We start from the raw sequence: 22,605 nt of genomic DNA, 5'->3' as shown, positions 1-22,605 counted from the left end.
GTCCGACGGGGCTGTCGGTGAGGCGTAGGCGATGTGTCGGTGGCCACTGGAACCGTGGGAGCCGCCCGAGGGAGCAGCCGCAGTCTCCTTCGAGAACAAGGGAGCCCGTCGCCGTGTCGCTCACATCCTCCGTCCCGCGCTGGGACGTCCATCGGCTGCCCGGTGCGGACGGCCGCGTCATCCTGGTCACCGGCGGCAATGCCGGCATCGGGTACTTCGTCGCGGAGCAGTTGTCGGCGACCGGCGCCACCGTCGTACTCGGCAGCCGGAGTCCGGCCAGGGCCGAGGCCGCCACGGCCTTGATCCGAATGCGTGTCCCCGGTGCGCGGGTACGGGCCGTACGGCTGGACCTCGCCGACCTCTCGTCGCTCGGAACGATGGTGGAGTCGCTGGGGGTGGAGCACCTCGACGCGGTGGTCCACAACGCGGGCGTCGCGCTCGACGACCCGCCGCGCAAGGAGACCGTGGACGGTCATGAACTCATGTTCGGCACGAATCACCTCGGGCACTTCGCCCTGACCGCTGCGCTGATGCCGCTGCTGGCTGCCGCCCCGGCGGCCCGTGTCGTGACCATGGGCAGTTTCGCGGCGAAGTCCGAACGGCTCGACCTCGACGACCTGCAGTCCCGGAAGGATTACCGGCCCAAGAGGACCTACGGACGCTCCAAGCTGGCACAGATGTACTTCGGCATCGAACTCGACCGCCGCCTGCGTGCTGCCGGCAGCACGGTGTCGAGCGTGCTGGCCCATCCCGGCGGGGCGCTGGACTCCCTCACCCCCTCACGGCCACCGGTCCATGTGCGGGCCACCGGCGCACGGCTGGGCGCGGCACCCGCGGCCCTTCTCCTCCAGGGCAAGGACGCCGGCGCGTGGCCCGCGGTCCGGGCGGTGCTCGACCCGGCGGTGCGCGGAGGCGAGCTGTGGGGACCGCGCGTCCTCGGCCTGCGCGGTGAGCCCCGGCGTGAAGCGGTGTGGGGCCACCTCGCCGACCGCTCGGTCGCGGCGCGGCTGTGGGACGTGAGCTGTGATCTGACCGGCGCCGACCTCGGCACGAGCTCCGGACGCGGATGATCCCCGTGCACGAGGCCCGGCCCGTCGCCTGCGCGGCCACCGCCACCGAGGTCCTGCCACCCCGCCCCCGGACCCACTCGTGGGCGCCGGGGGCGGGGCGGCCGGCCTGTCACACTTCGCGCACCTCGAAGGAGTCGAGGACGAACTCCGCCGTCCCGTCGTCACCCGTCCTGCGCAGACCGACCCAGGTCTCCCCCTCGGACGGCACGGTGAACTCGTGACTCAGCACGGCCGGTGAGGTGGCCACGGGAAGATCCTTGCGGTCGAGCTCGCGGGAGGCCGGTGCGTCGACCCCGGTGATCCACGCGTACTGGCCGGCCTTCTCGTTCTCGTACCGGAAGGTCACCCGGTAGCGCTTCCCCGCCTCGAAGCGGACGGTGTGCTGCACGGTCCGGTACACGAGGCCGTCGTTCTCCCCGCGCGACTTCAGCGACTGGGTTCCGTCGACGACGTCGTCGATCACCTTGCCGTTCCAGCCGCGCTGGGTGAACGGGGCGTGCCGCTGTGCGATGTGAGTGCGCGGGTCCGTCGAACCGCCCGCGTCGCCCTTGACGAACGGCCCCCAGCCCTGGGGCACGTGCTGGAAGTCCTCGAAGGCCACGGCTCCGGCCTTGGTGGTGCGCCGCGCGGCGACGATCCGCACGTTGTCGAAGCGGACCCTGGCGTCCCCCGCTTCGGCGCGCAGGGTGAGGTCCACGGGCCCGCCGCCGTCCGGCACGGTGAAGTACGTGAACATCCGCTGGAAGCGGGTGTCGTGTTTGCGGTCCGCCGCGACGAGGTTGACGGCGGTGGAGGAGTCCGTCCAGTTCTCGGCCGTGGTGCCGTCGGCGGTGCGCACGGTGAGCGCGGCCCGTCGCCGCTCCCCCGCCTGCTCCCCCACCTCCACCTGTACGGAGGCTGCGTAGGTGCCCGGTGCGAGACGGGCGATCCGCTGGCCGACGGCCGCCGCAGGACCGGCGCCGACGACCAGTTCGTAGTCGCCGAGGGCGCTCAGTTCGACCGACGCCGGTCCGTCGACGTCCCAGCCGTCCAGGGAGCCCGAGTTGAAGCCCGGGTCGTGGAGGGGCGTCGCCTGCCCCCATTCCGGGTCCGGGTTCGCGGGCATCCGGGTGCGGTGGACGACGTACGGCTGCTCCGCCTCGGCCTCGATGGTGACGCGGCCGGAGCGGACGGGCACCTCACGGACGGATGCCCGCCCCTGGTCGGTGAGCCGGTGGACGTAGACCTTCGACCGGCCGGCCCAGCCGCGCGGCAGCCGCCAGGTGCTGCTTCCGCCCGCCGGGTTGTAGTGGTAGAGGCGGTCGGGGTCGGTGGCTTCGCGCGGCTCCCAGGGCAGCAGATAGCGTCCCCCCTCGTACACCACCCGGCCGTCGGTGGTGATGCGGCGGGTGCCGGCGGTGTCGTCCACGGACGTCTTCGTCGGGCCGAAGAACGTGATCTCGTGGGCGCCCCAGCTCCTGATCGGGTACGCCTGGAGGTACTTGGCGGGCAGGCTGTCCGTCCAGATCTGCCGGTAGAAGGTGTTCCAGTCGGTCTTGTTGACCCAGCCCTCGAAGTTGCCGGTGCGCGGTATCCCCAGGAGCGTCGGCCACTTGTCGGCGAAGACGTCCTTCTGGTGGTTGCGGATGAAGCGGATCAGCTGGGAGTTGATGCCCCGGGACGTGTCCGCGCCGTAATCGGTCTCGGTGGCCCAGTGGGACCACAGGGAGGAGCGTTCGAGACCGTGGCCCCACTCGGTGGTGACCTGCCAGCCCTGCTCCCGCAGGGCCCGCTGGAGCCGGTCGGAGGTCCAGCCGGACTCGCGGAACACGTCGATGTAGAGCATGTTCAGGGCAGGGTCGGTCTCGTCCCTGAGGTCCTGGAAGCGCTTGATGATGTCGCCGGAGACGAGATCGCGCCGCTGGTCGATGCGGTAGCTCTGGTCGAGCCAGTCCCACTGTTCGTTGCTCTTGTCCACGAGCGTCTCGGAGAACGCGTTCGCGACGGGGTAGGACTCGGTGGCGTTCACATGGACGCCGAAGTCGCTCCCCCATCTGCGCCCCTCGCTCACGAGCGTGTTGAGGTCCTTCAGGCCGCCCGCGCGCTCGTTGTGGTTGCCCGCGTAGTCGGGGTGGGCCGAGTCGTGGCCCTCCGACTGGTAGCCCTTGAGGAGCGTGTACTGGCGCAGGCCGTCCGTGGCGAGGGAGATCCGCTTCACGTTGTCGAGCGTCACGAGGAACGGGTTGGTGGCCTGGCTGGCGAAGTTGAACGGGATGTGCGGGACGACGCGCAGGTGCTGCTCGTCGGCGCCCAGCGGGTCGACCATGATGTCGCGGAAGGCGATGGCGGCGTCCTGCCAGTCCACGACGCCGTCGCCGTTCCGGTCACCGGTGATGATCACGGTGGCGTACGGGAGCGGCTCGGTGGCGTTCGGAGGCGCGGTCGCGGCCCTGTGCGTCCACTGCCCGCAGGCGAGTTCGGCCTTGACGTAGCCGTCCTTCCTGACGGTCCGGCGCCACAGCCGGCCGTTCTCCCAGGTGGCGCCCGGCGCGCTGTCGGGCTTGTCGTACGTCGTGTTGGTCTCCAGGGCGCCACCGAGCCGGTCGTGGGCGACGACGGCGTACGCGCAGCCGGTCGGGGCCGCCTCGGGCGCGGTGTCCGGTGTGATCTGGACCAGGGTGTCGCCGCTCGTGGCCTTGTCGAGCTGGATCCGCGCGGCGAGGAGGGCCGCGCCCGGCTGATCGCTGCGTACCGACAGGAACGCCAGCGACGGGATCTGGAGCGTGCCGACGCGCAGGTCCGGTGTGTCGGTGATCCTCGTGACCCGCCACTCGACCCGGCGGCCGGTGACGCGGATCTCGGCCCGGATCTCGGTGCCGCCGTCGAAGACGAGGGTGTACGACGCCGTGTCGCGGCCGGAGCGTGAGGTCACCTGCGGGGTACGGGCGGTGCCGTCGATCAGCACGGAGGTGACCGGGTCCTCCTGACCGTGCAGCACGGCACCTCCGGCGCGGTCGGTGTACGAGACGATGCGCGGGAAATCCGGATCGACGCGCACCTCCAGTTCGCGGGAGCGCAGCACGGTCTCCCGCTGCGCCGCGAACGCGGTGCCCGGGCCGGCGAGGGCCAGTCCGGCCCCCGCCAGTGCGGTGGCTGCCACCACGGTCCTGCGGCTCGGTCCGGGGTCTTGTGCGTGCATGCTCGTTCTCCTGGCGCTGGACGGCATCTGTGCACGCCAAGATGCGCCGCTCGGGGTGAACGCGCCCATGGACAAAGGAGGGGCGGGTGTTGGACTAACGCGTGCGGCGGGGTCCGGACGCTCTTCCCGGCGGGGTGGGTGCTGGAGCAGTTGCGGGGTAGTCGAGCCGAGACGTCCGCATACACGGCTCGACGAGGAGGTTCCGTCATGGCGGCGCTACGAGGTCCACCGGTCCTGCCTCACCGGACGGACGGCGCCCTGGGGCAGCCGATGTTTCCGACAGATCGAGGAAGGCAAGGTGACCTGGCCATGAGCACGGCAGAGCGGCAGACCGACACCACCGACGACTCGTTGGGTGTCCTGGTCTCGCGCGCCTCGCAGCAGCTCTCGGAGCTGGTCCGCGAGGAAATGCAGCTGGCCCGGGCGGAGATGACCCAGAAGGGCAAGCGTTTCGGGAAGGGCGGCGGCCTCTTCGGCGCCGCGAGCCTCATCGGCATCCTGGCGGCCCAGGCGCTGGTCGCGACCTGCATCGTGGCACTTGCACTGGTGCTGCCCTTGTGGGCGTCGGCCCTCATCGTCACGACAGTGCTGGCGGCGGCCGCAGCGGCGGCCGCCCTGGCCGGAAAGAAGCAGATCGCCGAGGCCGGCTCCCCCGCTCCGGAGCAGACCGTCGGCAGCGTCAAGGCCGATCTGGCCGAGATCAAGGGAAAGGCACACCGATGAGCAAGGAATCCCGGACCAACATAGGGACCCCGGTCCCCGACGCCTCCAACCCGGAGGAGCTGCGCGAGCAGGTCGAGCGCACCCGCGACGAACTCGGGCAGACCGTCGAAGCACTGGCGGCCAAGGCCGACGTCAAGGCACAGGCGAGGGAGAAGACCGCCGCCGCGAAGGAACAGGCTGCGGAGAAGGCCGCCCTGGTGGCCGAACAGGTCCGCGGGAAGGCGGAGCAGGCCACGCGGCTCGTCAAGGACAAGACGCCCGATCCCGTCCTGGAGAAGGCGGCCGAGGCCGCGTCCCACGTACGGGAGACCGCGGCCCGGGCAGGACAGTACGCGGCGGACAAGGCTCCCGACCCGCTGCTCGAGAAGGCGGGCCGGGCCACGTCGTTCGCACGCGCCAACCGCAACCCGCTCCTCGCGGGTGGTGCGCTGCTCGCCGCTGTCCTGCTGGTGCGCCACCGTCGAGGCCGCCGATGAAGATGTCCAAGATCGCCTACAAGCCGGTCGGGATGGCTCTCGGTGCGGCGAGCGGCTTGATCGCGAGTGCGGCGTTCAAGCAGGCGTGGAAGGTCATCGAGGGCGAGGGCGACGCACCCGATGCCACGGACGAAGACCGGTCCTGGAAGCAGATCCTGCTCGCCGCCGCTCTCCAGGGAGTCATCTTCTCCGTGGTCAAGGCGGCAGTCGACCGCTCGGGCGCCGTGGCCACGCGTCGCCTGACGGGCGTCTGGCCGGGCTGACCCGCTGCGGCGCCGGCCCCGTCCCCAGGGGCCGGCGCCGCCCGGGCCGCCGGTCGCCCTCCGGGGAGAGGGCCGGCGGGCCGTATCAGGCGGTCCTGATCGCCGGGTCGGAGACGCCCGGGGCGCCCGTCTCCACGTGCCCGGCGAAGCGGCGCAGGAACGTCGCGTCGGCGTCCGAGACGACCTTGACGTCGTACCAGCGGGCGGTGGCGCGCAGGTCGACCGTGTGGGTGACGGTCGCTCCGGGGTTGACCTTGAAGGTCTGAGCCGCGCCGCCGTAGGCGTTGGTCACGGTCAGGTTGACCGCGGCCGGGGCGGAGTTGGTCATGCTGAGCGTCAGGTTGCCGCCGGACGCAGCGTGGCGGGCGGTGACCTCGGGGCCGGCCTGCTTCGCGGGACCCCGCCAGGTGCGCAGGAAGCCGTTCGGGCCCCAGACCGTGAGATCGATCCGGTTGCCGGTGGAGCTGCTGGTGCTCCAGGTGTCCGAGAGGGTCTTGCCCGCCTCCACGGTGTAGGGCCATGGGCCGTCCGTGCGGTTGCCCGAGGTGCAGTGGAAGTGGGCGCCCAGGGTGGGGCCGCCGGCGAAGGTCAGGGTGAACTTGGCGGTGGAGACGGTGGCCAGGCCGTCCACGTACGGGCTGTAGCCGAGGGCGCGGGTCGGTTTGGAGCCCGCCTCCTGCTTGGGCAGGGTTCCCTTGGCGGGCGGTGTCGGGTGGTAGGACGGGTGGCGGTTCCTGTCCGGCGGTACGTATCCGGCCGTGGAGGGCAGCGTGGCGGGGGACGCGTCCGTACGGGCGAAGTCGAAGGCCGACGTCAGGTCCCCGCACACGGCGCGGCGCCACGGCGAGATGTTGGGCTCCCGCACCCCGAAGCGCTTCTCCATGAAGCGGATCACCGAGGTGTGGTCGAAGGTCTCGGAGCAGACGTAGCCGCCCTTGCTCCACGGCGAGACGACGATCATCGGCACGCGCGGGCCGAGCCCGTAGGGGCCCGCCGCGTAGCCCCCGCCGCCCGCGTACAGGTCCTTCGACACATCGGCCGTGGACAGGCCCCAGGCGGAGGAGGCAGGGGGGTACGGCGGGACCACGTGGTCGAAGAATCCGTCGTTCTCGTCGTAGGTGATGAACAGGGCGGTCTTCGCCCAGACTTCGGGATTCGCCGTCAGTGCGTCCAGGACCTGTGAGATGTACCAGGCACCGAAGTTCGTCGGCCAGTTGGCGTGCTCGCTGAAGGCCTCGGGGGCGGCGATCCAGGAGACCTTCGGCAGGTTCCCGCCCACCACGTCCGCGCGCAGCCGGTCGAAGTACGTGCCGCCGGCCTTGACGTCGGTGCCGGTGCGGGCCTTCTCGTACAAGGCGCTGCCCGGCTGGGCGTTGCGGTAGCTGTTGAAGTACAGCAGGGAGTTGTCGCCGTAGTTGCCTCGGAAGGCATCGTCGATCCAGCCCCACGACCCGGCGGCGTTCAGGCCGTCGCCCACGTCCTGGTAGACCTTCCAGGACACCCCTGCCGACTCCAGCCGCTCGGGGTAGGTCTTCCAGCCGTAGCCCGCCTCCTGATTGCCGAGGACCGGGCCGCCGCCCGTACCGTCGTTGCCGGTGTGGCCCGACCAGAGGTAGTAGCGATTGGGGTCGGTGGCTCCGATGAGGGAGCAGTGATAGGCGTCGCACACGGTGAAGGCGTCGGCGAGGGCGTAGTGGAACGGGATGTCGTTCCGTGTCATGTACGACATGGTCGTGGCCGTCTTGGCCGGCACCCACTTGTCGTACTTGCCGTTGTTGTACGCCTGGTGACCGCCGGCCCAGTCATGGTCCAGCCCCTCCAGGAACTGCATCCCGAGGTCGGCCACCTGCGGGTTGAAAGGGAGGATGTCCTTGGCCCCGTCGGACTGGTGGAAGACGGACTTGCCGTTGTCCTGCAGCACCGGCCGGGGGTCGCCGAAGCCTCGTACCCCCTTCATCGCTCCGAAGTAGTGGTCGAAGGAACGGTTCTCCTGCATCAGTACGACGATGTGCTCGATGTCCTGGATCGTTCCTGTGCTGCCCTGCGCCGGAATGGCGGCGGCTCTCGCGATGCTCTCGTTCAGCATGGCGAAGGCCGCGGTGCCGCCGGCTATCTGCAGGAACCTGCGACGGTCGAGCTCTGTCATGGGTGACGACCTCTGGGGTGGGGGGATCAGGGACACCCCAAGGACAGTGGTCCTGGGGTACCGGGCGGGGGCGGGTTCGTGACACCACGTTGTACACCTGGAGAACGAACCTCCTCAGCGGCACGGACCTGCTCACGCCGACGGCTGGTGGGAGGGTACGGGCAACACGACCGCGAACAACAGGCCCCCGTGACAAGCCCTTTGTCCGACAGCGCTGGAGGCACACGCCGATGCGCACCCGTCACGTCGTCACCAGCTCCCTCTGTCGCCTTCGGTCTCACCGGTTCCCCACTCCCTCTTGTCGCCGAAACCCCGGGTGTTGTCGATGAGCCGGATCCAAGTCGGCCGCACTTCCCAGAGATGTGAGGTCGCGAGCGCACGAGCCGGCCCTTCGGCGGTGGCCACAAAGGGGAAGCGGCGGGCGTACGCCGCTCTGGCGGACTGCAGTGCAGCCCCCTCCACAGGGCCGCAGCGGCCACGGCCCTGGACTCCGGTGATGGCCGCCCAGGACTGGTCATCCGCTTGGGCGGTGAACGCCACCCTGGTGTCCAGAGGGCCGGCCGTCAGGGCGCGGCCGTGCCGGGTCGAGCGGGAGCTGAGGAAGACGAGCGTCCCGGACTCGGTGAGGGAGTAGAACACTGCGCAGACCTGCGGTGCGCCGGCCCGGTCGACGTACGCGAGGTTGAGTGTGGTGTGGGCGGCGAGTGCCCGCCGGAATTCCGGCGGGCACTGCATGTGGGCGAACCCGTTCACACGGTGGCCCGCAGTGGCGGGACCGTGGGGACTTCAGGTGCGTTCCGGATGTCCTCGGCGGTCATCTTGAAGGTGTCGGGGTAGGCGTCGCGACGGGTTCGGCGGTCGGGTTCGCTGGTTCGCCAGCAGTACAGGCACTGCCGGCACTGCAGGACCTCCCATACGCCTGCGACGGGAGAGGTGAAGAGCTGGTCGATGGTGTCGTGTGCGCAGCGAGGGCAGATCGTGGTGTCGGCCATGAGGGGGTGTCCTAACGTGACGGGCGTGGAGGGGGTCAGCGGCGGGCGGCGAGTTGCTGGAGCTTGGTGAGCCACTCGTTCATCTCGGGCAGATCCCGCACCTGGTTGCCGTAGTTGCCGCGGTGGTCGGGCTTGACGGGGGTGGTGGCGTCGATGATGAGCTTGTCGACGATGCCTGGGCTCTGCGCCTGCGGCGCCAGCTCCAGAATCGGCAGATTGGGGACCTGGATGAGGTCGCCGGCCGGGTTCATCTTGGTGGAGAGGGCCCACATCACCTGGGGCAGGTTGAAGGGGTCCACGTCCTCGTCGACGACGATGACCGTGGCGGCGTAGCCGAGGCCGTGCGGCGTGGTCAGGACGCGCATGCCCACCGCCTTGGCGAAGCCGCCGTAGCGCTTCTTCGTGGAGACGATGACGATCAGGCCGTGGGTGTACATGGCGTTGACGGCCTGTACCTCGGGGAACTCGGCCTTGAGCTGCTCGTAGAGCGGCACACAGGTGTTGGCGGCCATCAGGTAATCGATCTCGGTCCACGGCATGCCCAGGTAGAGGTGCTCGAAGATCGGGCTGGTGCGGTACGAAATCCGGTCGATGCGGATGACCGTCATGTTGCGGCCGCCGGAGTAGTGGCCGGTGAACTCTCCGAAGGGGCCTTCGATTTCACGCTTGCGTCCTTCGATCACGCCCTCGATGACGACCTCCGAGCCCCACGGGACGGGCAGGCCCGTCAGCGGGGCGGGGGCGATCGGGGCGGGAGCGCCGCGGAGTGCTCCGGCGAGTTCGTACTCGTTCTCGTCGTACTTCATCGGGGTCGAGGCGACGATGGAGATGACCGGGTCGTTGCCGAGGGTGATGGCGACCGGCAGGTCCTCCCCGACCTCCTCGGCCTTGCGCAGGTGCTGGGCGATGTCGTGCATCGGCACCGGCTGCAGAGCCAGCTTCCGCTTGCCCTTGACCTCGATGCGGTAGACGCCGACGTTCTGCTTGCCGCTGTTGTCGGGGTCCTCGGGGTCCTTGGACACCACGGCGGCCTTGTCGAGGTAGAAGCCTCCGTCACCGTCGTTGAGCCGGATCAGCGGGAGGACCTGGAAGACGTCGACGTCGTCACCCTCCATGGTGTTCTCCGCCCACAGCGGGTCCTCCCGCAGTTCAGGGGCGACCGGGAACTTCGCCCAGCGGCGGATGAACTCCTGGACCTGTTCCTTCGTGCCGGTCTCCTTCGGCAGGTTCAGGGCGAGCGCGTGGTTCGCCCAGGAGCCGTGCACGTTCATCGCGATGCGCGCGTCGGTGAAGCCCTTGACGTTGTCGAAGTAGAGAGCGGGAGCGGCGTCGCCCAGACGCGGCGCGGCGTTGGCCGCGGCGGCGATGTCCGGCTCCGGCATCACCTCATCGGTGATCCGCAGCAGCTGGCCCTCCTTGTCGAGGGTGTCCAGGAAGCTGCGCAGGTCGTCGTAGGCCATGAGGGTCCTTTCAGGGGACTTACAAGGGGGAAGGTAAGACGGGGCACCGTCAGACAGCGGGGCGGAGCTCTCGAGCGGCGCGCATGCCGTCCCACCGCTTGGCGGCGGGTGCGGGCAGGTCGAACTGGTCGAGGATGCGGGCCGTGACGTGGTCGACGATGTCGTCGACCGAACGCGGGTGGTTGTAGAAAGCCGGCATGGGCGGCACCATCTGCACGCCCTTGCGGGCCAGGTCGAGCATGTTCTCCAAGTGGATCTCGCCGAGTGGCGTCTCCCGCGGTACCAGCACCAGCTTCCGGCGCTCCTTGAGCACCACATCCGCGGCGCGGCCCACCAGTCCGTCGGCATAGCCCGCTCTGATGCCGGCGAGCGTCTTCATGGAGCACGGGACGATCACCATGCCGTCCGTCCTGAAGGAACCGGACGAGATGGTGGCGCCCTGGTCCTCGGGCTGATGCGTGACGTCGGCGAGGGCACCTACCTCGGCGACTGACAGCCCGGTCTCCAGCTCGATCGTGGTCCGCGCCCACCGGGACAGCACCAGGTGCGTCTCCACCTGGGGCAGCTGGGCCAGGTTCTCCAGAAGCCGGATGCCGAACGCGGCACCAGTTGCTCCGGTCATTCCCACGATCAGTCGCACGATTCAGCTCCTTCGGTTCATGTGCGCGGCCGACCTGACCCTGTCTTGGTTCTTTCAGTCACCGCGTCACTGCCCGGATGCGGGTCCTCAGGGCTTCAACCCGTGGTGACCTGCTCCGTCTCCACCAACGCTAGGGTCGTGTCAAGCTGCGGAAGGCGTACGCTGGGGACACGCTATGGACAAAAACAGACACACTCGAATCGCCGAGGTGCCGTTCAGGACCTCGGCCGGGGCTCCGCCTGGCGCGGAGGTGCTCGATTTCCCCCGGCTTTCGGCCCGTGCCCACAGCCACGGCGTGGACGCGTATTCCGCTATGCGTCCGTCCTTTCATCACCTCATCGCCGTGCGTGCGGGCACGCTGCGTGTCTCGGTCGATTTCACGGACCACGAACTGACCGTGGGTACGTGGATATGGGTGCGCCCCGGACAGGTCCTGCAGTTCCGCTCGCCCCTGGAGGAGGCCCGGGGCACCGTGGTCCTCTTTCAGCCGGGCTTCCTGAGCACCGCCACGGTCGAGGCTGCACGCGTAGACCAGCCCTCCCCGGGACGGCCGCCGGTTTCAGCCGGCGACGCCACCCTGCGTGTCCTGGACGTATTGGAAGGCGAGTACCGCCGGCTGGCCGAGCTGCCGCTGGAAGTGCACGTCGAGGTCGTGCGGCATCTGCTCGCTGTCCTCGTGCTGCGTCTGGCCCACCTGCCGGGTGGCCAGGCCGGCGCAACCACCACAGGCGAGGCTTTCCGCCGCTTCCAGCGAGCGGTCGATCAGAATTTCTTCCGAACCCACCGGGCAGAGGACTACGCCACGGAACTGGGATACAGCGTGCGCACCCTCACCCGCGCCACCCAAGCAGCAGTCGGCTGTGGCGCCAAGCACTTCATCGACGACCGGGTACTTCTGGAAGCGAAGCGCCTACTCGTGCACTCCGACCTCTCGGCCACGGCTGTCGGGGACAGGCTGGGTTTTCCTGATCCCACGGTCTTCACGAAATTCTTCCGCACCCGGGCTGGCGAGACGCCGACAGCCTTCCGCCACCGGGCCCGCGGCGTATGACGCTGGGTATCAGAACCATTTCACATGGTGAATGCAGCTGCGGAGCGGCAGTCGCGCAGCACACGGACGCCGGCTCCGCCGGTCGGGCTGCAGGGTGTCCAGCAGCGCTGTGCAGGTCTGTTCAGGAGTGCCGGATGGACGGGCGAGCACGTGGGGCATCCGCTCCATCTCGACACCGATATCACGGTCGCGGTCCTCGACCAGGCCGTCGGTGTAGAGGATCGGCTCGCTGCCCTCGGGCAGTTCGAGCAAAGGTCTCGAAGGGCTGGCCCCCCAGGCCCAGAGGTGGCCCGGCGGGCACGTCGAGGAATTCGGTCTTGCCGTCGGGCAGGACAAGGGCTGGCGGCGGGTGCCGGCCCGAGCAAGTGTGCAGAGCCGAAGGGTCGGGTCGTAAACCGCGTACACGCGGCTGCCACCGACGAGTTCGGCGTTGCCGGCCCCTTCCGTGTGCTCGTTGAGACGGCCGACGAGGTCGTCGAGGGCGGGTCAACACCTCGTCGACGGGCAGGTCGAGGTCGGAAAAGTTTCGGACGGCGGTGCGCAGGCGGCCCATGGTGGCGGATGCGTGCAGTCCGTGGCCCATAAGGTCGCCGGCCGCGCCCGGGCTCCGCGGACGCGTGCTGTGTGAATGCCGTGGGGTGGACGACGGTTGAGGGCTTCGTTCACGCCACGGCATGCAACATCGAGTGCGGTGAGTACGTCGTGCCACCGGTTTCGGCGACACGACCCACCCGTCATTCGGCCCGCTGTGAAGCGTTACTGCGGTACGGGCACCTCTCCGGATACGACGATGCCCGCCTCACGGAAGTCGTCCAGGGTCGAAGCGACCGTGTCGGGGGCGACGCCGACGGAGTAGTCCAGGCGTACGTGCGCGCGGAAACCGGCCTTCACCGCGTCCAGCGCGGTGGCGCGCACGCAGTGGTCGGTGGCGATACCCACCACGTCGACGTTTTCCACCCCGCGGGCGCGCAGCCAGTCCGCCAGGGACGTGCCCTGCTCGTCGGCGCCTTCGAAGCCGCTCTTGGAGGAGCTGTGGGCGCCCTTGAAGAAGACGGCGTCGACCTTGCCGCCGGTGGCGGCAGGTGCGAAGTGCGGGTGGAACTCCCCGCCCTCGTCCCCGGCCACGCAGTGCACGGGAAAGCTGTCCTTGAAGTCCGGGTTCTCCGAGAAGTGACTTCCCGGGTCGATGTGGTGGTCTCGGGTGGCCACGACGTACCGGTAGTCCCGGCCCGCGCTCTGCTCCACCAGGTCGGCGATCTTCGTCGCGATCCGCGCGCCGCCTGCGACGGGAACGCTGCCTCCTTCACAGAAATCGTTCTGCACGTCTACGACGATCAAGACTCGGCTCATTGACGAGCCCCCTTCACCAACGTCTTGGAACAGCGGTCAGAACTACTGAGGAATCTCACGGCCGCGGGCATGGAACGCGGTGCCGCGGCGCCGTCTTCCCGTGTTCTACCGGCCTCACGTCACCGGGTCATGCTCAACGACCGTCTCTCACCCGCACGGGCGCAGACGTTCACCGCAGGAACGATTCGCGGGCGCTCTTCAGGCTCACGGCGGGTGCGATGGTTTGCCAGCGCCTTGGTTGCCACCACCCCGCCACCACTGATCGGGCACCGGATCCGGAATTTCCCGCCCTGACGCCCACGGTCACCCCAGGCCGTCAGCTCCTCCGCTTCATGATCACTCATCTGGGTTCCATGTGACCGGTAACAGGGCCACGAGCCCGGCAACGTGATCATGATGGTTCCACGTCGAGTCGGGGCCGTACGGCCGAGAACTACATCCGTGCTGCGCCACGGGCACCGGATGCAACGTCATGGTGCCTTCCCGAACAGTGGATGTGCATGGCCACACCCCCGGCTCACAGCCCAGCACAGGAGTCCTGGGCGGGAGCGAATGCAGGGAATTGGCTGTGCACCTGACCCCACACGAGCAAGAACGCCTGATGATCCACGTGGCGGCGGACGTCGCCGAGAAGCGGCGGGCCCGCGGCGTTCGGCTGAACTACCCGGAAACGATGGCGCTGTTGATCGTGCACGTCCTCGAAGGGGCCAGGGACGGCAGAAGCGTCGCCGAGCTCATGTCCTCCGGTCGCAAGGTCCTGTCCCGGGAGGAAGTCATGGAGGGCGTCCCGGAGATGATCGAGAACGTGCAGGTGGAGGCGACGTTCCCCGACGGCACGAAGCTGGTCACGATCCACGGCCCGTTCCCCGAAGCCGGCGAGGACGAAGAGCCGGCCGTCTCGCCGGGACGGGTGGACTTCTCTCCCCGGAAGGGGGACGAGGTGGTCATCTTCAACGAACGCCACAGGCAGCTCGGCCAGGTCACGAAACTGACTGTCGAGAACCCGACCGACCGCCCCATCCAGGTCGGCTCCCACTACCACTTCGCCGAAGCCAACGACGGGCTCACGTTCCCCCGCAGGAAGGCGTGGGGCCTGCGTCTGAACGTTCCCGCCGGCAGCTCCGTACGTTTCGAACCCGGAATCACCGAAGAGGTCGAGCTCGTACCCATCGAGGGTGACCGCGTGGTGCACGGTCTGCGCGACAAGGTCAGGGGGCTGCCCCAGAAGGTCAAGGGATCGCTCGACAACGTCAAGGGCTCGTTCGACAAGGAGCAGGTGTGAATTCCATGGCACGGTGCCCGGACTGTTCGTGCTGCCAGGACGAGCCGAAGCCCTCCGACCCGTTGACCCGCGCCGCCTACGCGGACCGGTTCGGCCCGACGACTCGTGACTGTATCCGCCTCGCCGACACGGCGCTGCGGATCAAGATCGAGGACGACTGGTCGGGAGGCCCCGGGCGCAGCGGCAACGAGATGGTCTTCGGGGGCGGCAAGGTGATCCGCGAGTCCATGGGCCAGTCCGTCGTGCCGCGCGACCCGGGCAAGGCCCGACCCGGCAGGTCCGCGCCCCCCGTCGGCGCGGTGCCTCCGGACACGGTCATCACGGGCGTGGTGGTCCTGGACCACTGGGGCGTCGTCAAGGCGGATGTCGCCATCCGGGACGGGAACATCGCCGCGCTCGGCAAGGCGTACAACCCGGAGACGATGGACCCTCTGCACGAAGAGGGGACCGAGCACAACGGCATCGGTCCCAGGCCCACAGACTTCGTCATCGGTCCGGACACCGAGGTCATCGCGGGCAAGGGCAGGATCCTCACCGCCGGCGGGATCGACACCCACGTCCACTTCATCTGTCCCGACCAGGTCGACGAGGCGCTCGCCTCCGGTGTCACCACGCTCATCGGCGGCGGCACGGGTCCGGCGGAGGGCAGCACGGCCACCACGGTCACCCCGGGCTCGTGGCACATCGACCGCATGTTTGAGGCGCTGGACGGTTTCCCCGTGAACATCGGGCTGCTAGGCAAGGGCGCAACCATGTCGAAGGAGTCCATGCTGGACCAGGTGGACGCCGGTGTCATCGGGCTGAAGATCCACGAGGACTGGGGCGCGACCCCCGCCGTCATCAAGAAGTGCCTGGAGGTCTGCAAGGAGACCGGGGTGCAGCTCGCACTGCACGCCGACTCGTTGAACGAGGCGGGCTTCGTCCAGGACACCATCGACGCGATCGACGGCCGGTCCATCCACATCTTCCACGTCGAAGGTGCCGGCGGCGGCCACGCCCCGGACATGATCAAGATGGTGAGCGAGCCGAATGTGCTGCCCGCCTCCACCAACCCCACCCGGCCCCTGACCGTCAACACGGTCAAGGAGCACTTCGACATGGTGATGGTCTGTCATCACCTCAACCCGAAGGTCGAGGAGGACCTGGCCTTCGCGGACTCCCGGATCCGGCCCTCCACCATGGCCGCCGAGGACATCCTCCACGACCTCGGCGCCATCTCCATCATGTCTTCGGACGCCCAGGCCATGGGCCGCATCGGTGAAATGATCATGCGCACCTGGCAGACCGCACACGTCATGAAGGTCCGCCGCGGCTTCCTGGAGGAGGACCAGCCCCAGGACAAGCGGGGAGCCGAGCCGAAGGGCAGGAAGGCCAAGACACCGGCAGACACGACCCCGGAGGCCGTGCCGCCCCTGGCCGACAACCGGCGCGCCCGCCGGTACGTCGCGAAGTACACCATCAACCCGGCCCTGGCCCAGGGCATCGGCGACGTCGTCGGGTCGGTGGAGACCGGGAAGCTGGCCGACCTGGTGCTGTGGGAGCCGAAGTTCTTCGGTGTCAAGCCGCACATGGTCATCAAGGGCGGGCAGATCGCGTACGCGCAGGTGGGGGACGCCAACGCGTCGATCCCCACCCCTCAGCCGGTACTGCCCCGCCCGATGTGGGGAGCCACCGGCCTGGCGCCCGGCTCCCTTTCCTACAACTTCGTCACCGAGCGTGCCGTCAAGAACGGTGTGACCAAGGGCCGCAAGCTGAACAAGCGGTTCAGGGCCATCACGGACACGCGCCCCGTCAAGAAGGCCGACATGAAGGAGAACAGCGCCACCCCCGCCGTCAGGATCGACCCCGACACCTACGAGGTCATCGTCGGAGGGGCGAAGGTGACGGACGTGACAACGTTCGTCGACGGTCACATCGTCGACCGCGCCTATGTATCCGAACTCCCCATGGCCCAGCGCTACTTCCTCTTCTGAGGCCATCGGAAGCACAGAAGCCGAACCGCCAAGCAGAGGAATGAGAATGAACCGTGCCGCGCTGCTCGTGCTGGCTGACGGGAGGTTCCCCGCCGGAGGTCACGCCCACTCGGGCGGGGCCGAACCGGCGGTCGCCGCCGGGCGGATCAGGGACGCCGAGTCCCTGGAGGATTTCTGCCGGGGCCGGCTGCACACGGCCGGGCTGGTCGCGGCGGCGCTGGCCGCCGCGGCCGCCGCCGGCTACGACCCACTGGCCTTGGACAGGGCCGCCGACGCCCGCACCCCGGTGGCGGCCCTGCGGGACACCGCCCGGAAGCTGGGCCGGCAGATGATGCGGGTGGCGCGCGCCACATGGCCCTCGGCCGAACTCCACGCGCTCGCCACGGCCCGGCCTCGGGGCGCACACCAGCCGGTGGTACTGGGTGTGGCCGCAAGGTCGGCCGGACTCGAACCCCTGGACGCCGCCTATGCGGCGGTGTACGAAACCGTCAGCGGTCCGGCCACGGCGACGGTGCGGCTGCTCAGCCTGGATCCGTTCGACGCCACCACGGTGCTCGCCCGCCTCGTCCCGGCGCTCGACCGCGTCGCTGAGGCCGCCACAGCCACAGCTCGGCGCGTCGCCGAAGAGGGAACCGACGTGCTGCCCGCGGCCTCCGCACCGCTCCTGGACATCAGCGCCCAGCAGCACGCCACCCGGCCCGCCCGCCTTTTCGCCTCCTGATCACCCACCACGAGAAACACGCAAGGAAACGCATGCACCTCGGCCACGACCTCGACGAGAAGTTCCCCCATCGGCACACCTACAGCGCTCCTGCCGCCGAGCGTCCCGACGGCACCCGCCGCGCCCTGCGTATCGGTCTGGGCGGCCCCGTGGGCTCGGGAAAGACCGCCACCGTCGCGGCCCTGTGCCGGACACTGCGCACCGAAGTGTCCATCGCCGTGGTCACCAACGACATCTACACGCGTGAGGACGCCGACTTCCTGCTCCGGGAAGCGGTCCTGGCGCCCGAGCGGATCAAGGCCGTCGAAACGGGGGCCTGCCCGCACACCGCCATCCGCGACGACATCTCCGCCAACCTCGAAGCCGTCGAGGACCTGGAGGAGACGCTCGGCTCCCTCGACCTGATCCTGGTGGAATCCGGCGGCGACAACCTCACCGCCACCTTCTCCAGGGGACTGGTGGACCACCAGATCTTCATCATCGACGTGGCCGGCGGCGACGATATCCCCCGCAAGGGCGGCCCCGGCGTCACCACCGCCGACCTCCTCGTCGTCAACAAGACCGACCTCGCCCCCTACGTCGGTTCCGACGTGGACGCCATGGCGCACGACGCCAGGACCCAGCGCGGTGACCTCCCGGTGGCCTTCACCTCACTCAAGGAGGAAGGCGGTGTCAAACCGGTCGCCGACTGGGTCCGCGAACGCCTCACCGCCTGGTCCGCAGGCCCCGCGTGAGCCCTACCACCGCGCCTGCCGCGCCGATCGGCCGCAACACAGCCGTCGTGGGTGTACGGGCCACCGCCCGTGTCACCGCGGCCGCCAGGGCCGGCGCCACCGTCCTGCCCGTCCTGGACGGCGACGGCCCCTTCGAATTCCGGCGTCTACGCTCACGGGGCACCGAGGCGCGGGTGTGCGTCGTCGGAGCCATGAGCGCCCCCCTCGGCGGCGACCGCCTGCGCATCGAAGCCACCGCCCAGCAGGGTGCCTCCCTGCACATCACTTCCGCAGCCGCGACTCTCGCTCTGAGAGGCCCCACCGCCGCGCACGCCACCTACGACGTACACCTGACCGTGGCGGACCACGCGGAACTCCGCTGGCTGCCCAAACCGTTGATCAGCGCGGCAGGCAGCAATCTACGGCAGACCTGGACCATCGATCTGGCCCCCACCGCGCGGCTCGTCCTGCGCGAAGAGCAGGTGCTCGGACGCATGGGCGAACCACCCGGTCATGTGGCAACCCGGCTCACCGTCCGTCACGGCGGCCATGTGCTCCTTGACCAAGAAACGGACTACGGGCCGGGGGCACCCGGATGGGACACCCCGGCTGTTCTCGGCCACCATCGAACGACCGGCCAAATCCTCCTCGTCGACCCGGACTTCGACGAGAACCCACTTGAGCCCCAGGTTCTCACCGAGACCCCGGAAGACGGTCAAGCGGTTCTCACCCCCCTCGCCGGGCCCGCCACACTCATCACGGCCCTCGCCCCGGACGGCCTCCGCCTGCGCCACATCCTCAACGCGGCCTACGCCACCAGCGCTGACGCCTCGAACCGTGCAAGGAAGTAGGACAGGCCAACATCGCCCGTAACGAGTCGAGTGGACGGCTACCCCGACGAGCACGGACGGCCACGACCGCGCTGGAACCCGCGACAGGCTCCGGGCTCCACAGCGCATCGCGACGTCTCCCGCCGTGCGTACTCAACGGCGGTTCCTAACCCCTGAATGTCTCCAGCAGCCGCAGCCACACCTCGCTGATCGTCGGGTAGGCGGGGACCGCGTGCCACAGCCTCTCGATCGGCACCTCGCCGGCGACGGCGACGGTCGCCGAGTGCAGGAGTTCACCGATGCCCGGTCCGACGAAGGTGACGCCGAGCAGGATCTCTCGGTCCAGGTCGACGACCATCCTGGCCCGGCCCTTGTACCCCTGCGCGTACAGGCCGGATCCGGCGACCGAGGCCAGGTCGTAGTCGACGGCGCGGACCCGGTGACCCGCCTCTTCCGCCTCGGCGAGCGTGAGGCCGACCGAGGCCGCCTCCGGGTCCGTGAACACGACCTGGGGGACGGCCGCGTGGTCGGCTGTGGCCGCGTGCGCGCCCCAGCGGTCCGTCTCCAGAAGAGGGGTCTCCTGCGCGCGGGCCGCGATCGCGGCTCCCGCGATGCGAGCCTGGTACTTGCCCTGGTGGGTGAGGAGCGCGCGGTGGTTGACGTCTCCGACGGCGTACAGCCAGTCGCTGCCCTCCACGAGGCAGCTGTCGTCGACGGAGAGCCAGGACCCGGGTCGGAGGCCCACGCTCTCGAGGCCGAGGTCGTCGGTGCGCGGGGCCCGGCCGGTGGCGAAGAGGATCTCGTCGGTCTCCAGCCGCTCCCCGTTGTCGAGTTCGACGGTGACGGGGCCGTCGTGCCCCGCCCTGCGCACCTCCTTGGCGGAGACTCCCGTCAGGATCCGCGCGCCGGCGTCGGTCAGGGCCTCGGCGACCAGCTCGCCCGCGAAGGGCTCCATCTTGGGGAGCAGGCGCTTGCCGCGGATCAGCATGGTCACCTCGGCGCCGAGCCCCTGCCAGACGGTGGCCATCTCCACCCCGACCACTCCCCCGCCCACGACGACGAGCCGGCCCGGGACCTCCTTGGCGCTGGTCGCCTCGCGGCTGGTCCACGGCCGGACGTCCGCGATGCCGGGAAGGGCGGGGACGACGGCCCGGCTTCCGGTGCAGACGGCGACGGCGTGCCGCGCGGTCAGGTGCTGCTCGGACCCGTCGGCGGCCGTGACGGACACCTGCCGTACCCCTGTCAGCCGACCCATGCCCCGGTAGATGTCTGCGCCGACACTGTCCAGCCAGGCGACCTGCCCGTCGTCCTTCCAGTGCGAGGTCTGCTCGTCACGGTGGGCGAGGACGGCGTCCGCGTCGAGCGGTCCCCGCACGGCGCCGCTCAGCCCTGGTACACGGCGCGCGTCGGCTCGTGCGACGACCGGGCGCAGCAGTGCCTTGCTGGGCATGCACGCCCAGTACGAGCACTCACCGCCGATCAGCTCGGACTCGATCACCGCGGTACTCAATCCGGCCGCTCTGGCGCGGTCCGCCACGTTCTCCCCCACCGGGCCGGCCCCGATGACCACGACGTCGTATTCGCTGTTCCGTGCGCCCTCATCAACAGTCATGCGAACAGTGTCCTCGTGGGTGTGCGCGGCGGCCACATGGGCAGGCGGAATAGCGCAAGTGACGTCACCGTTGTGCCGGACAGGTCCGAACGGTCCCAGGAAGAGGTAAGAGAATATGAGCACCGTAGAGCTCACCAAGGAAAACTTCGATCAGGTCGTGAGCGACAACGAATTCCTGCTGATCGACTTCTGGGCTTCCTGGTGCGGTCCGTGCCGGCAGTTCGCCCCGGTCTACGACTCGGCGTCCGAGCGCCACCCCGACCTGGTCTTCGCCAAGGTCGACACGGAGGCGCAGCAGGAGCTGGCGGCTGCCTTCGAGATCCAGTCCATTCCCACGCTGATGATCGTCCGTGACAACGTGGCGGTCTTCTCTCAGCCCGGGGCGCTGCCGGAGTCGGCGCTGGAGGACGTCATCGGCCAGGCGCGCAACCTGGACATGGACGAGGTACGCAAGTCCGTCGAGGAGCAGAAGCAGGCACAGCAGGAGCAGCAGTAGTCCCTGTTCATGTGCGGGAGACGTGATGAGGGCCCGGCCGGAAGGCCGGGCCTTCGTCATGGGCAACCGGTGACGGTTCAGCTGTCGGTCCGGGCCTGCTCCGTGCCGGTCTGCCCAGTCTCCACTCCCCCCGTGCCGGTCTGCCCGGCCTCGGCTTCCCCCGTGCCGGTCTGCCCCGTCTCCGCTCCCCTGGTACCGGCCTGCTCAGGCTCCGCCTCCTCCGTACCGAGGTTGCGCTCGGCGATCCTGGCCGTGAGCCCGTAGTCCAGCTCCGAGCCGTCCACCAGCAGGGCCTCCACCGTGTGCGAGGCGGGGTCGATGTCCGCCACCATGCCGCCCCCGGCATAGCGCGGATAGCCGGATGTCCCGGTGTCGCCGGTGGCCGCCACGACCGCGGAACGGATGGCGGTGCCGGGCGCGGGTGCCCCGGTGACGGGCTCCTCCGGTTCCGGGAACAGCAGGATCTCGTAGTTCTGCGGATGGCTCATGCCGTCGACGCTAGACATCCCCGGGCACCCGCGCATGTCGCAACGCCGCCCGGCCGGACCTGTCAGCTGGATTCCCGTGTCACCGCTGCGGCCCGCAGCAGATAGTGGCGCTCAGGTGCGCCGCCCGGGTTCCGCACCAGGCGGTCGATCATCTCGGCCGCCGGCTGCTCGGTGGCCAGTTCCATGGTGACGCTGCTGAGCCGGGGCCGCAGGAGCCTGCCGAGCATCAGGTCGTCGGCACCGATCACGGCCGTCTCCGCGGGTACGTCGACACCGGCGTCCTGGAGCGCTCTCATCAGCAGCATGGCGTATTCGTCGTTGTACGCGAACACGGCGTCCAGGCCGAGCGTGCGCCAACGGGCGGCGAGGTCCTCGGCCGACTCCTCGTCGTACCGCAGGGGCAGTGGCTGGACACCGGCGTCCACGTCCGACTCCTCCACGGCGCGGACCGCCCCGGCCAGGCGGGGACCGGCGTACAGGGCGAGGCCGGGTTCCTGGGGCATGACCACCCCGATCCTGCGCCGTCCGCGCGAGAGCAGATGCCGGACCGCGCAGCCGCCGACCTCGCGCTGGTCCATGACGAGGGCGTGCGCGCCCTCGACCGGTTGCGGGCCCAGGGTGATCACAGCCTTGGCACCGGAGCGGTTGAGTACTCCTATGCCGTACGGGGTGAGGGCGATACCCCCGGGCGCCACGACGGCGACGGGGCGGAGCTCCGCCCACGCCCTGGCCGCCTCGTCGGCGTCCAGGCCGACGCTGCCGTACTGCACGACGATGTAGTCGAGGCGACGCAGGCCGGTCTCGAGCCCGGTGAAGAACCGCTGGTACAGGGGGCCCGCCGAGGCCTGCGTGGCGGGCAGCAGCACCATGCCGGTGTGTCCGGCGCGAAGGCTCCGTGCCGCCGCGTGCGGGACGTAGCCGAGGTCGGCGGCGGCCTCCCTGACCCGGCGCCGGGTGGGTTCGCTGATCCGCACGGTCGTGTTGTTGTTCAGAACGTAGGACACGGTGGCCCTGGAGACTCCTGCGAGCCGCGCCACGTCGGTGCTGGTCGGTACGGAGATGCCCGCGGGCTGCTCGGATAACTGGCTCATGGCGTCCGGCAGTCTTCCAGACCGCTCCGGCCCGCCGGTGGGCCGGGGCT

General features: G+C 69.6%; 21 protein-coding genes and 1 pseudogene. 11 read left to right on the top strand and 11 right to left on the bottom strand.

Features of this window, described 5'->3' with window-relative positions; all coding sequences use genetic code 11:
- The first annotated feature begins 113 nt into the window (after positions 1 to 113).
- Positions 114 to 1,070, top strand: a complete 957-nt coding sequence (locus OG379_RS35840) for an SDR family NAD(P)-dependent oxidoreductase (protein ID WP_405667377.1) — start codon at positions 114 to 116, stop codon at positions 1,068 to 1,070.
- A 109-nt stretch (positions 1,071 to 1,179) separates the two neighbouring features.
- Here the strand turns inward: OG379_RS35840 and OG379_RS35835 are convergent, their stop codons facing one another.
- A complete protein-coding gene (locus tag OG379_RS35835; protein WP_405667375.1) occupies positions 1,180 to 4,248 on the bottom strand; it encodes an endo-alpha-N-acetylgalactosaminidase family protein in 3,069 nt (1,022 codons plus the stop codon).
- A 309-nt stretch (positions 4,249 to 4,557) separates the two neighbouring features.
- On the opposite strand from OG379_RS35835, the gene OG379_RS35830 reads away from it, so the two are divergent.
- Genes OG379_RS35830 through OG379_RS35820 form a run of 3 tightly spaced genes read left to right on the top strand, consistent with a single transcriptional unit; the run spans position 4,558 to position 5,710 of the window.
- Positions 4,558 to 4,971, top strand: coding sequence for a phage holin family protein (locus tag OG379_RS35830; RefSeq protein WP_405667373.1), 414 nt, complete (start codon positions 4,558 to 4,560; stop codon positions 4,969 to 4,971).
- The gene (locus OG379_RS35825; protein WP_393759836.1) at positions 4,968 to 5,447 is read left to right on the top strand and encodes a DUF3618 domain-containing protein; all 480 of its coding nucleotides are present in this window, start codon (positions 4,968 to 4,970) and stop codon (positions 5,445 to 5,447) included. Before OG379_RS35830 ends, OG379_RS35825 begins: the two co-directional genes overlap by 4 nt.
- The gene (locus OG379_RS35820; protein ID WP_405667371.1) at positions 5,444 to 5,710 is read left to right on the top strand and encodes a DUF4235 domain-containing protein; all 267 of its coding nucleotides are present in this window, start codon (positions 5,444 to 5,446) and stop codon (positions 5,708 to 5,710) included. The genes OG379_RS35825 and OG379_RS35820 overlap by 4 nt, the downstream gene beginning before the upstream one ends.
- Positions 5,711 to 5,795: 85 nt before the next feature.
- Here OG379_RS35820 and OG379_RS35815 read toward each other — a convergent pair whose 3' ends face one another.
- From OG379_RS35815 to OG379_RS35795, 5 genes are all read right to left on the bottom strand, one after another.
- Positions 5,796 to 7,856, bottom strand: a complete 2,061-nt coding sequence (locus OG379_RS35815) for a phosphocholine-specific phospholipase C (RefSeq protein ID WP_405667369.1) — start codon at positions 7,854 to 7,856, stop codon at positions 5,796 to 5,798.
- Positions 7,857 to 8,105: 249 nt separating this feature from the next.
- On the bottom strand, positions 8,106 to 8,591 hold the full coding sequence (locus tag OG379_RS35810; RefSeq protein WP_405667367.1) for a pyridoxamine 5'-phosphate oxidase: 486 nt from the start codon (positions 8,589 to 8,591) through the stop codon (positions 8,106 to 8,108).
- 14 nt (positions 8,592 to 8,605) lie between these two features.
- The gene (locus OG379_RS35805; protein ID WP_405667365.1) at positions 8,606 to 8,848 is read right to left on the bottom strand and encodes a non-oxidative hydroxyarylic acid decarboxylases subunit D; all 243 of its coding nucleotides are present in this window, start codon (positions 8,846 to 8,848) and stop codon (positions 8,606 to 8,608) included.
- A gap of 35 nt (positions 8,849 to 8,883) precedes the next feature.
- A complete protein-coding gene (locus OG379_RS35800; RefSeq protein WP_405667363.1) occupies positions 8,884 to 10,308 on the bottom strand; it encodes a non-oxidative hydroxyarylic acid decarboxylases subunit C in 1,425 nt (474 codons plus the stop codon).
- 49 nt (positions 10,309 to 10,357) lie between these two features.
- Entirely contained in the window at positions 10,358 to 10,948 is a 591-nt protein-coding gene (locus OG379_RS35795) for a non-oxidative hydroxyarylic acid decarboxylases subunit B (protein ID WP_405667361.1), read from the bottom strand.
- Between the two features lie 175 nt (positions 10,949 to 11,123).
- Here OG379_RS35795 and OG379_RS35790 point away from each other — a divergent pair, with 175 nt between their 5' ends.
- Positions 11,124 to 11,999 (top strand): helix-turn-helix domain-containing protein, encoded by an 876-nt coding sequence (locus OG379_RS35790; RefSeq protein ID WP_405667359.1) that lies wholly within the window; start codon positions 11,124 to 11,126, stop codon positions 11,997 to 11,999.
- Positions 12,000 to 12,008: 9 nt separating this feature from the next.
- Here OG379_RS35790 and OG379_RS35785 read toward each other — a convergent pair.
- Both OG379_RS35785 and OG379_RS35780 read right to left on the bottom strand, forming a co-directional pair.
- Positions 12,009 to 12,416 (bottom strand): annotated as a pseudogene (locus tag OG379_RS35785) (SpoIIE family protein phosphatase); the annotation flags it as partial.
- A gap of 339 nt (positions 12,417 to 12,755) precedes the next feature.
- Positions 12,756 to 13,349, bottom strand: a complete 594-nt coding sequence (locus OG379_RS35780; RefSeq protein WP_405667358.1) for an isochorismatase family protein — start codon at positions 13,347 to 13,349, stop codon at positions 12,756 to 12,758.
- 568 nt (positions 13,350 to 13,917) lie between these two features.
- On the opposite strand from OG379_RS35780, the gene OG379_RS35775 reads away from it, so the two are divergent.
- The 5 genes from OG379_RS35775 to OG379_RS35755 are packed head-to-tail and all read left to right on the top strand — an operon-like array spanning position 13,918 to position 18,889.
- Positions 13,918 to 14,631: an urease subunit gamma gene (locus tag OG379_RS35775; protein ID WP_405667356.1), complete on the top strand. Its 714-nt coding sequence runs from the start codon at positions 13,918 to 13,920 to the stop codon at positions 14,629 to 14,631.
- Positions 14,632 to 14,636: 5 nt separating this feature from the next.
- The gene (locus OG379_RS35770; protein WP_405668772.1) at positions 14,637 to 16,604 is read left to right on the top strand and encodes an urease subunit alpha; all 1,968 of its coding nucleotides are present in this window, start codon (positions 14,637 to 14,639) and stop codon (positions 16,602 to 16,604) included.
- A 46-nt stretch (positions 16,605 to 16,650) separates the two neighbouring features.
- The gene (locus OG379_RS35765) at positions 16,651 to 17,325 is read left to right on the top strand and encodes an urease accessory protein UreF (protein ID WP_405667355.1); all 675 of its coding nucleotides are present in this window, start codon (positions 16,651 to 16,653) and stop codon (positions 17,323 to 17,325) included.
- A gap of 32 nt (positions 17,326 to 17,357) precedes the next feature.
- A complete protein-coding gene (ureG, locus tag OG379_RS35760) occupies positions 17,358 to 18,059 on the top strand; it encodes an urease accessory protein UreG (RefSeq protein ID WP_405667354.1) in 702 nt (233 codons plus the stop codon).
- Positions 18,056 to 18,889 carry an urease accessory protein UreD gene (locus OG379_RS35755; RefSeq protein ID WP_405667352.1) on the top strand — a complete coding sequence of 278 codons (834 nt, stop codon included), beginning with the start codon at positions 18,056 to 18,058 and terminating at the stop codon, positions 18,887 to 18,889. Before ureG ends, OG379_RS35755 begins: the two co-directional genes overlap by 4 nt.
- A 145-nt stretch (positions 18,890 to 19,034) precedes the next feature.
- Here the strand turns inward: OG379_RS35755 and OG379_RS35750 are convergent, their stop codons facing one another.
- Positions 19,035 to 20,480 carry a dihydrolipoyl dehydrogenase family protein gene (locus OG379_RS35750; RefSeq protein WP_405667351.1) on the bottom strand — a complete coding sequence of 482 codons (1,446 nt, stop codon included), beginning with the start codon at positions 20,478 to 20,480 and terminating at the stop codon, positions 19,035 to 19,037.
- 115 nt (positions 20,481 to 20,595) lie between these two features.
- Between OG379_RS35750 and trxA the strand changes: the two genes are divergently transcribed.
- A complete protein-coding gene (gene trxA / locus OG379_RS35745; RefSeq protein WP_356711182.1) occupies positions 20,596 to 20,976 on the top strand; it encodes a thioredoxin in 381 nt (126 codons plus the stop codon).
- A gap of 77 nt (positions 20,977 to 21,053) precedes the next feature.
- Here the strand turns inward: trxA and OG379_RS35740 are convergent, their stop codons facing one another.
- Together OG379_RS35740 and OG379_RS35735 are read right to left on the bottom strand one after the other, a co-directional pair.
- Positions 21,054 to 21,464: a hypothetical protein gene (locus OG379_RS35740; RefSeq protein WP_405667349.1), complete on the bottom strand. Its 411-nt coding sequence runs from the start codon at positions 21,462 to 21,464 to the stop codon at positions 21,054 to 21,056.
- A 62-nt stretch (positions 21,465 to 21,526) separates the two neighbouring features.
- Positions 21,527 to 22,555, bottom strand: coding sequence for a LacI family DNA-binding transcriptional regulator (locus tag OG379_RS35735; protein ID WP_405667348.1), 1,029 nt, complete (start codon positions 22,553 to 22,555; stop codon positions 21,527 to 21,529).
- Between the last annotated feature and the right edge of the window lie 50 nt (positions 22,556 to 22,605).

Origin of the sequence: Streptomyces sp. NBC_01166, assembly GCF_045039765.1 — a bacterium.
GTDB lineage: Bacteria > Actinomycetota > Actinomycetes > Streptomycetales > Streptomycetaceae > Streptomyces.
The sequence above is the reverse complement of the archived record's forward strand: the minus strand, read 5'-3'. Positions and strand labels throughout refer to the sequence as shown.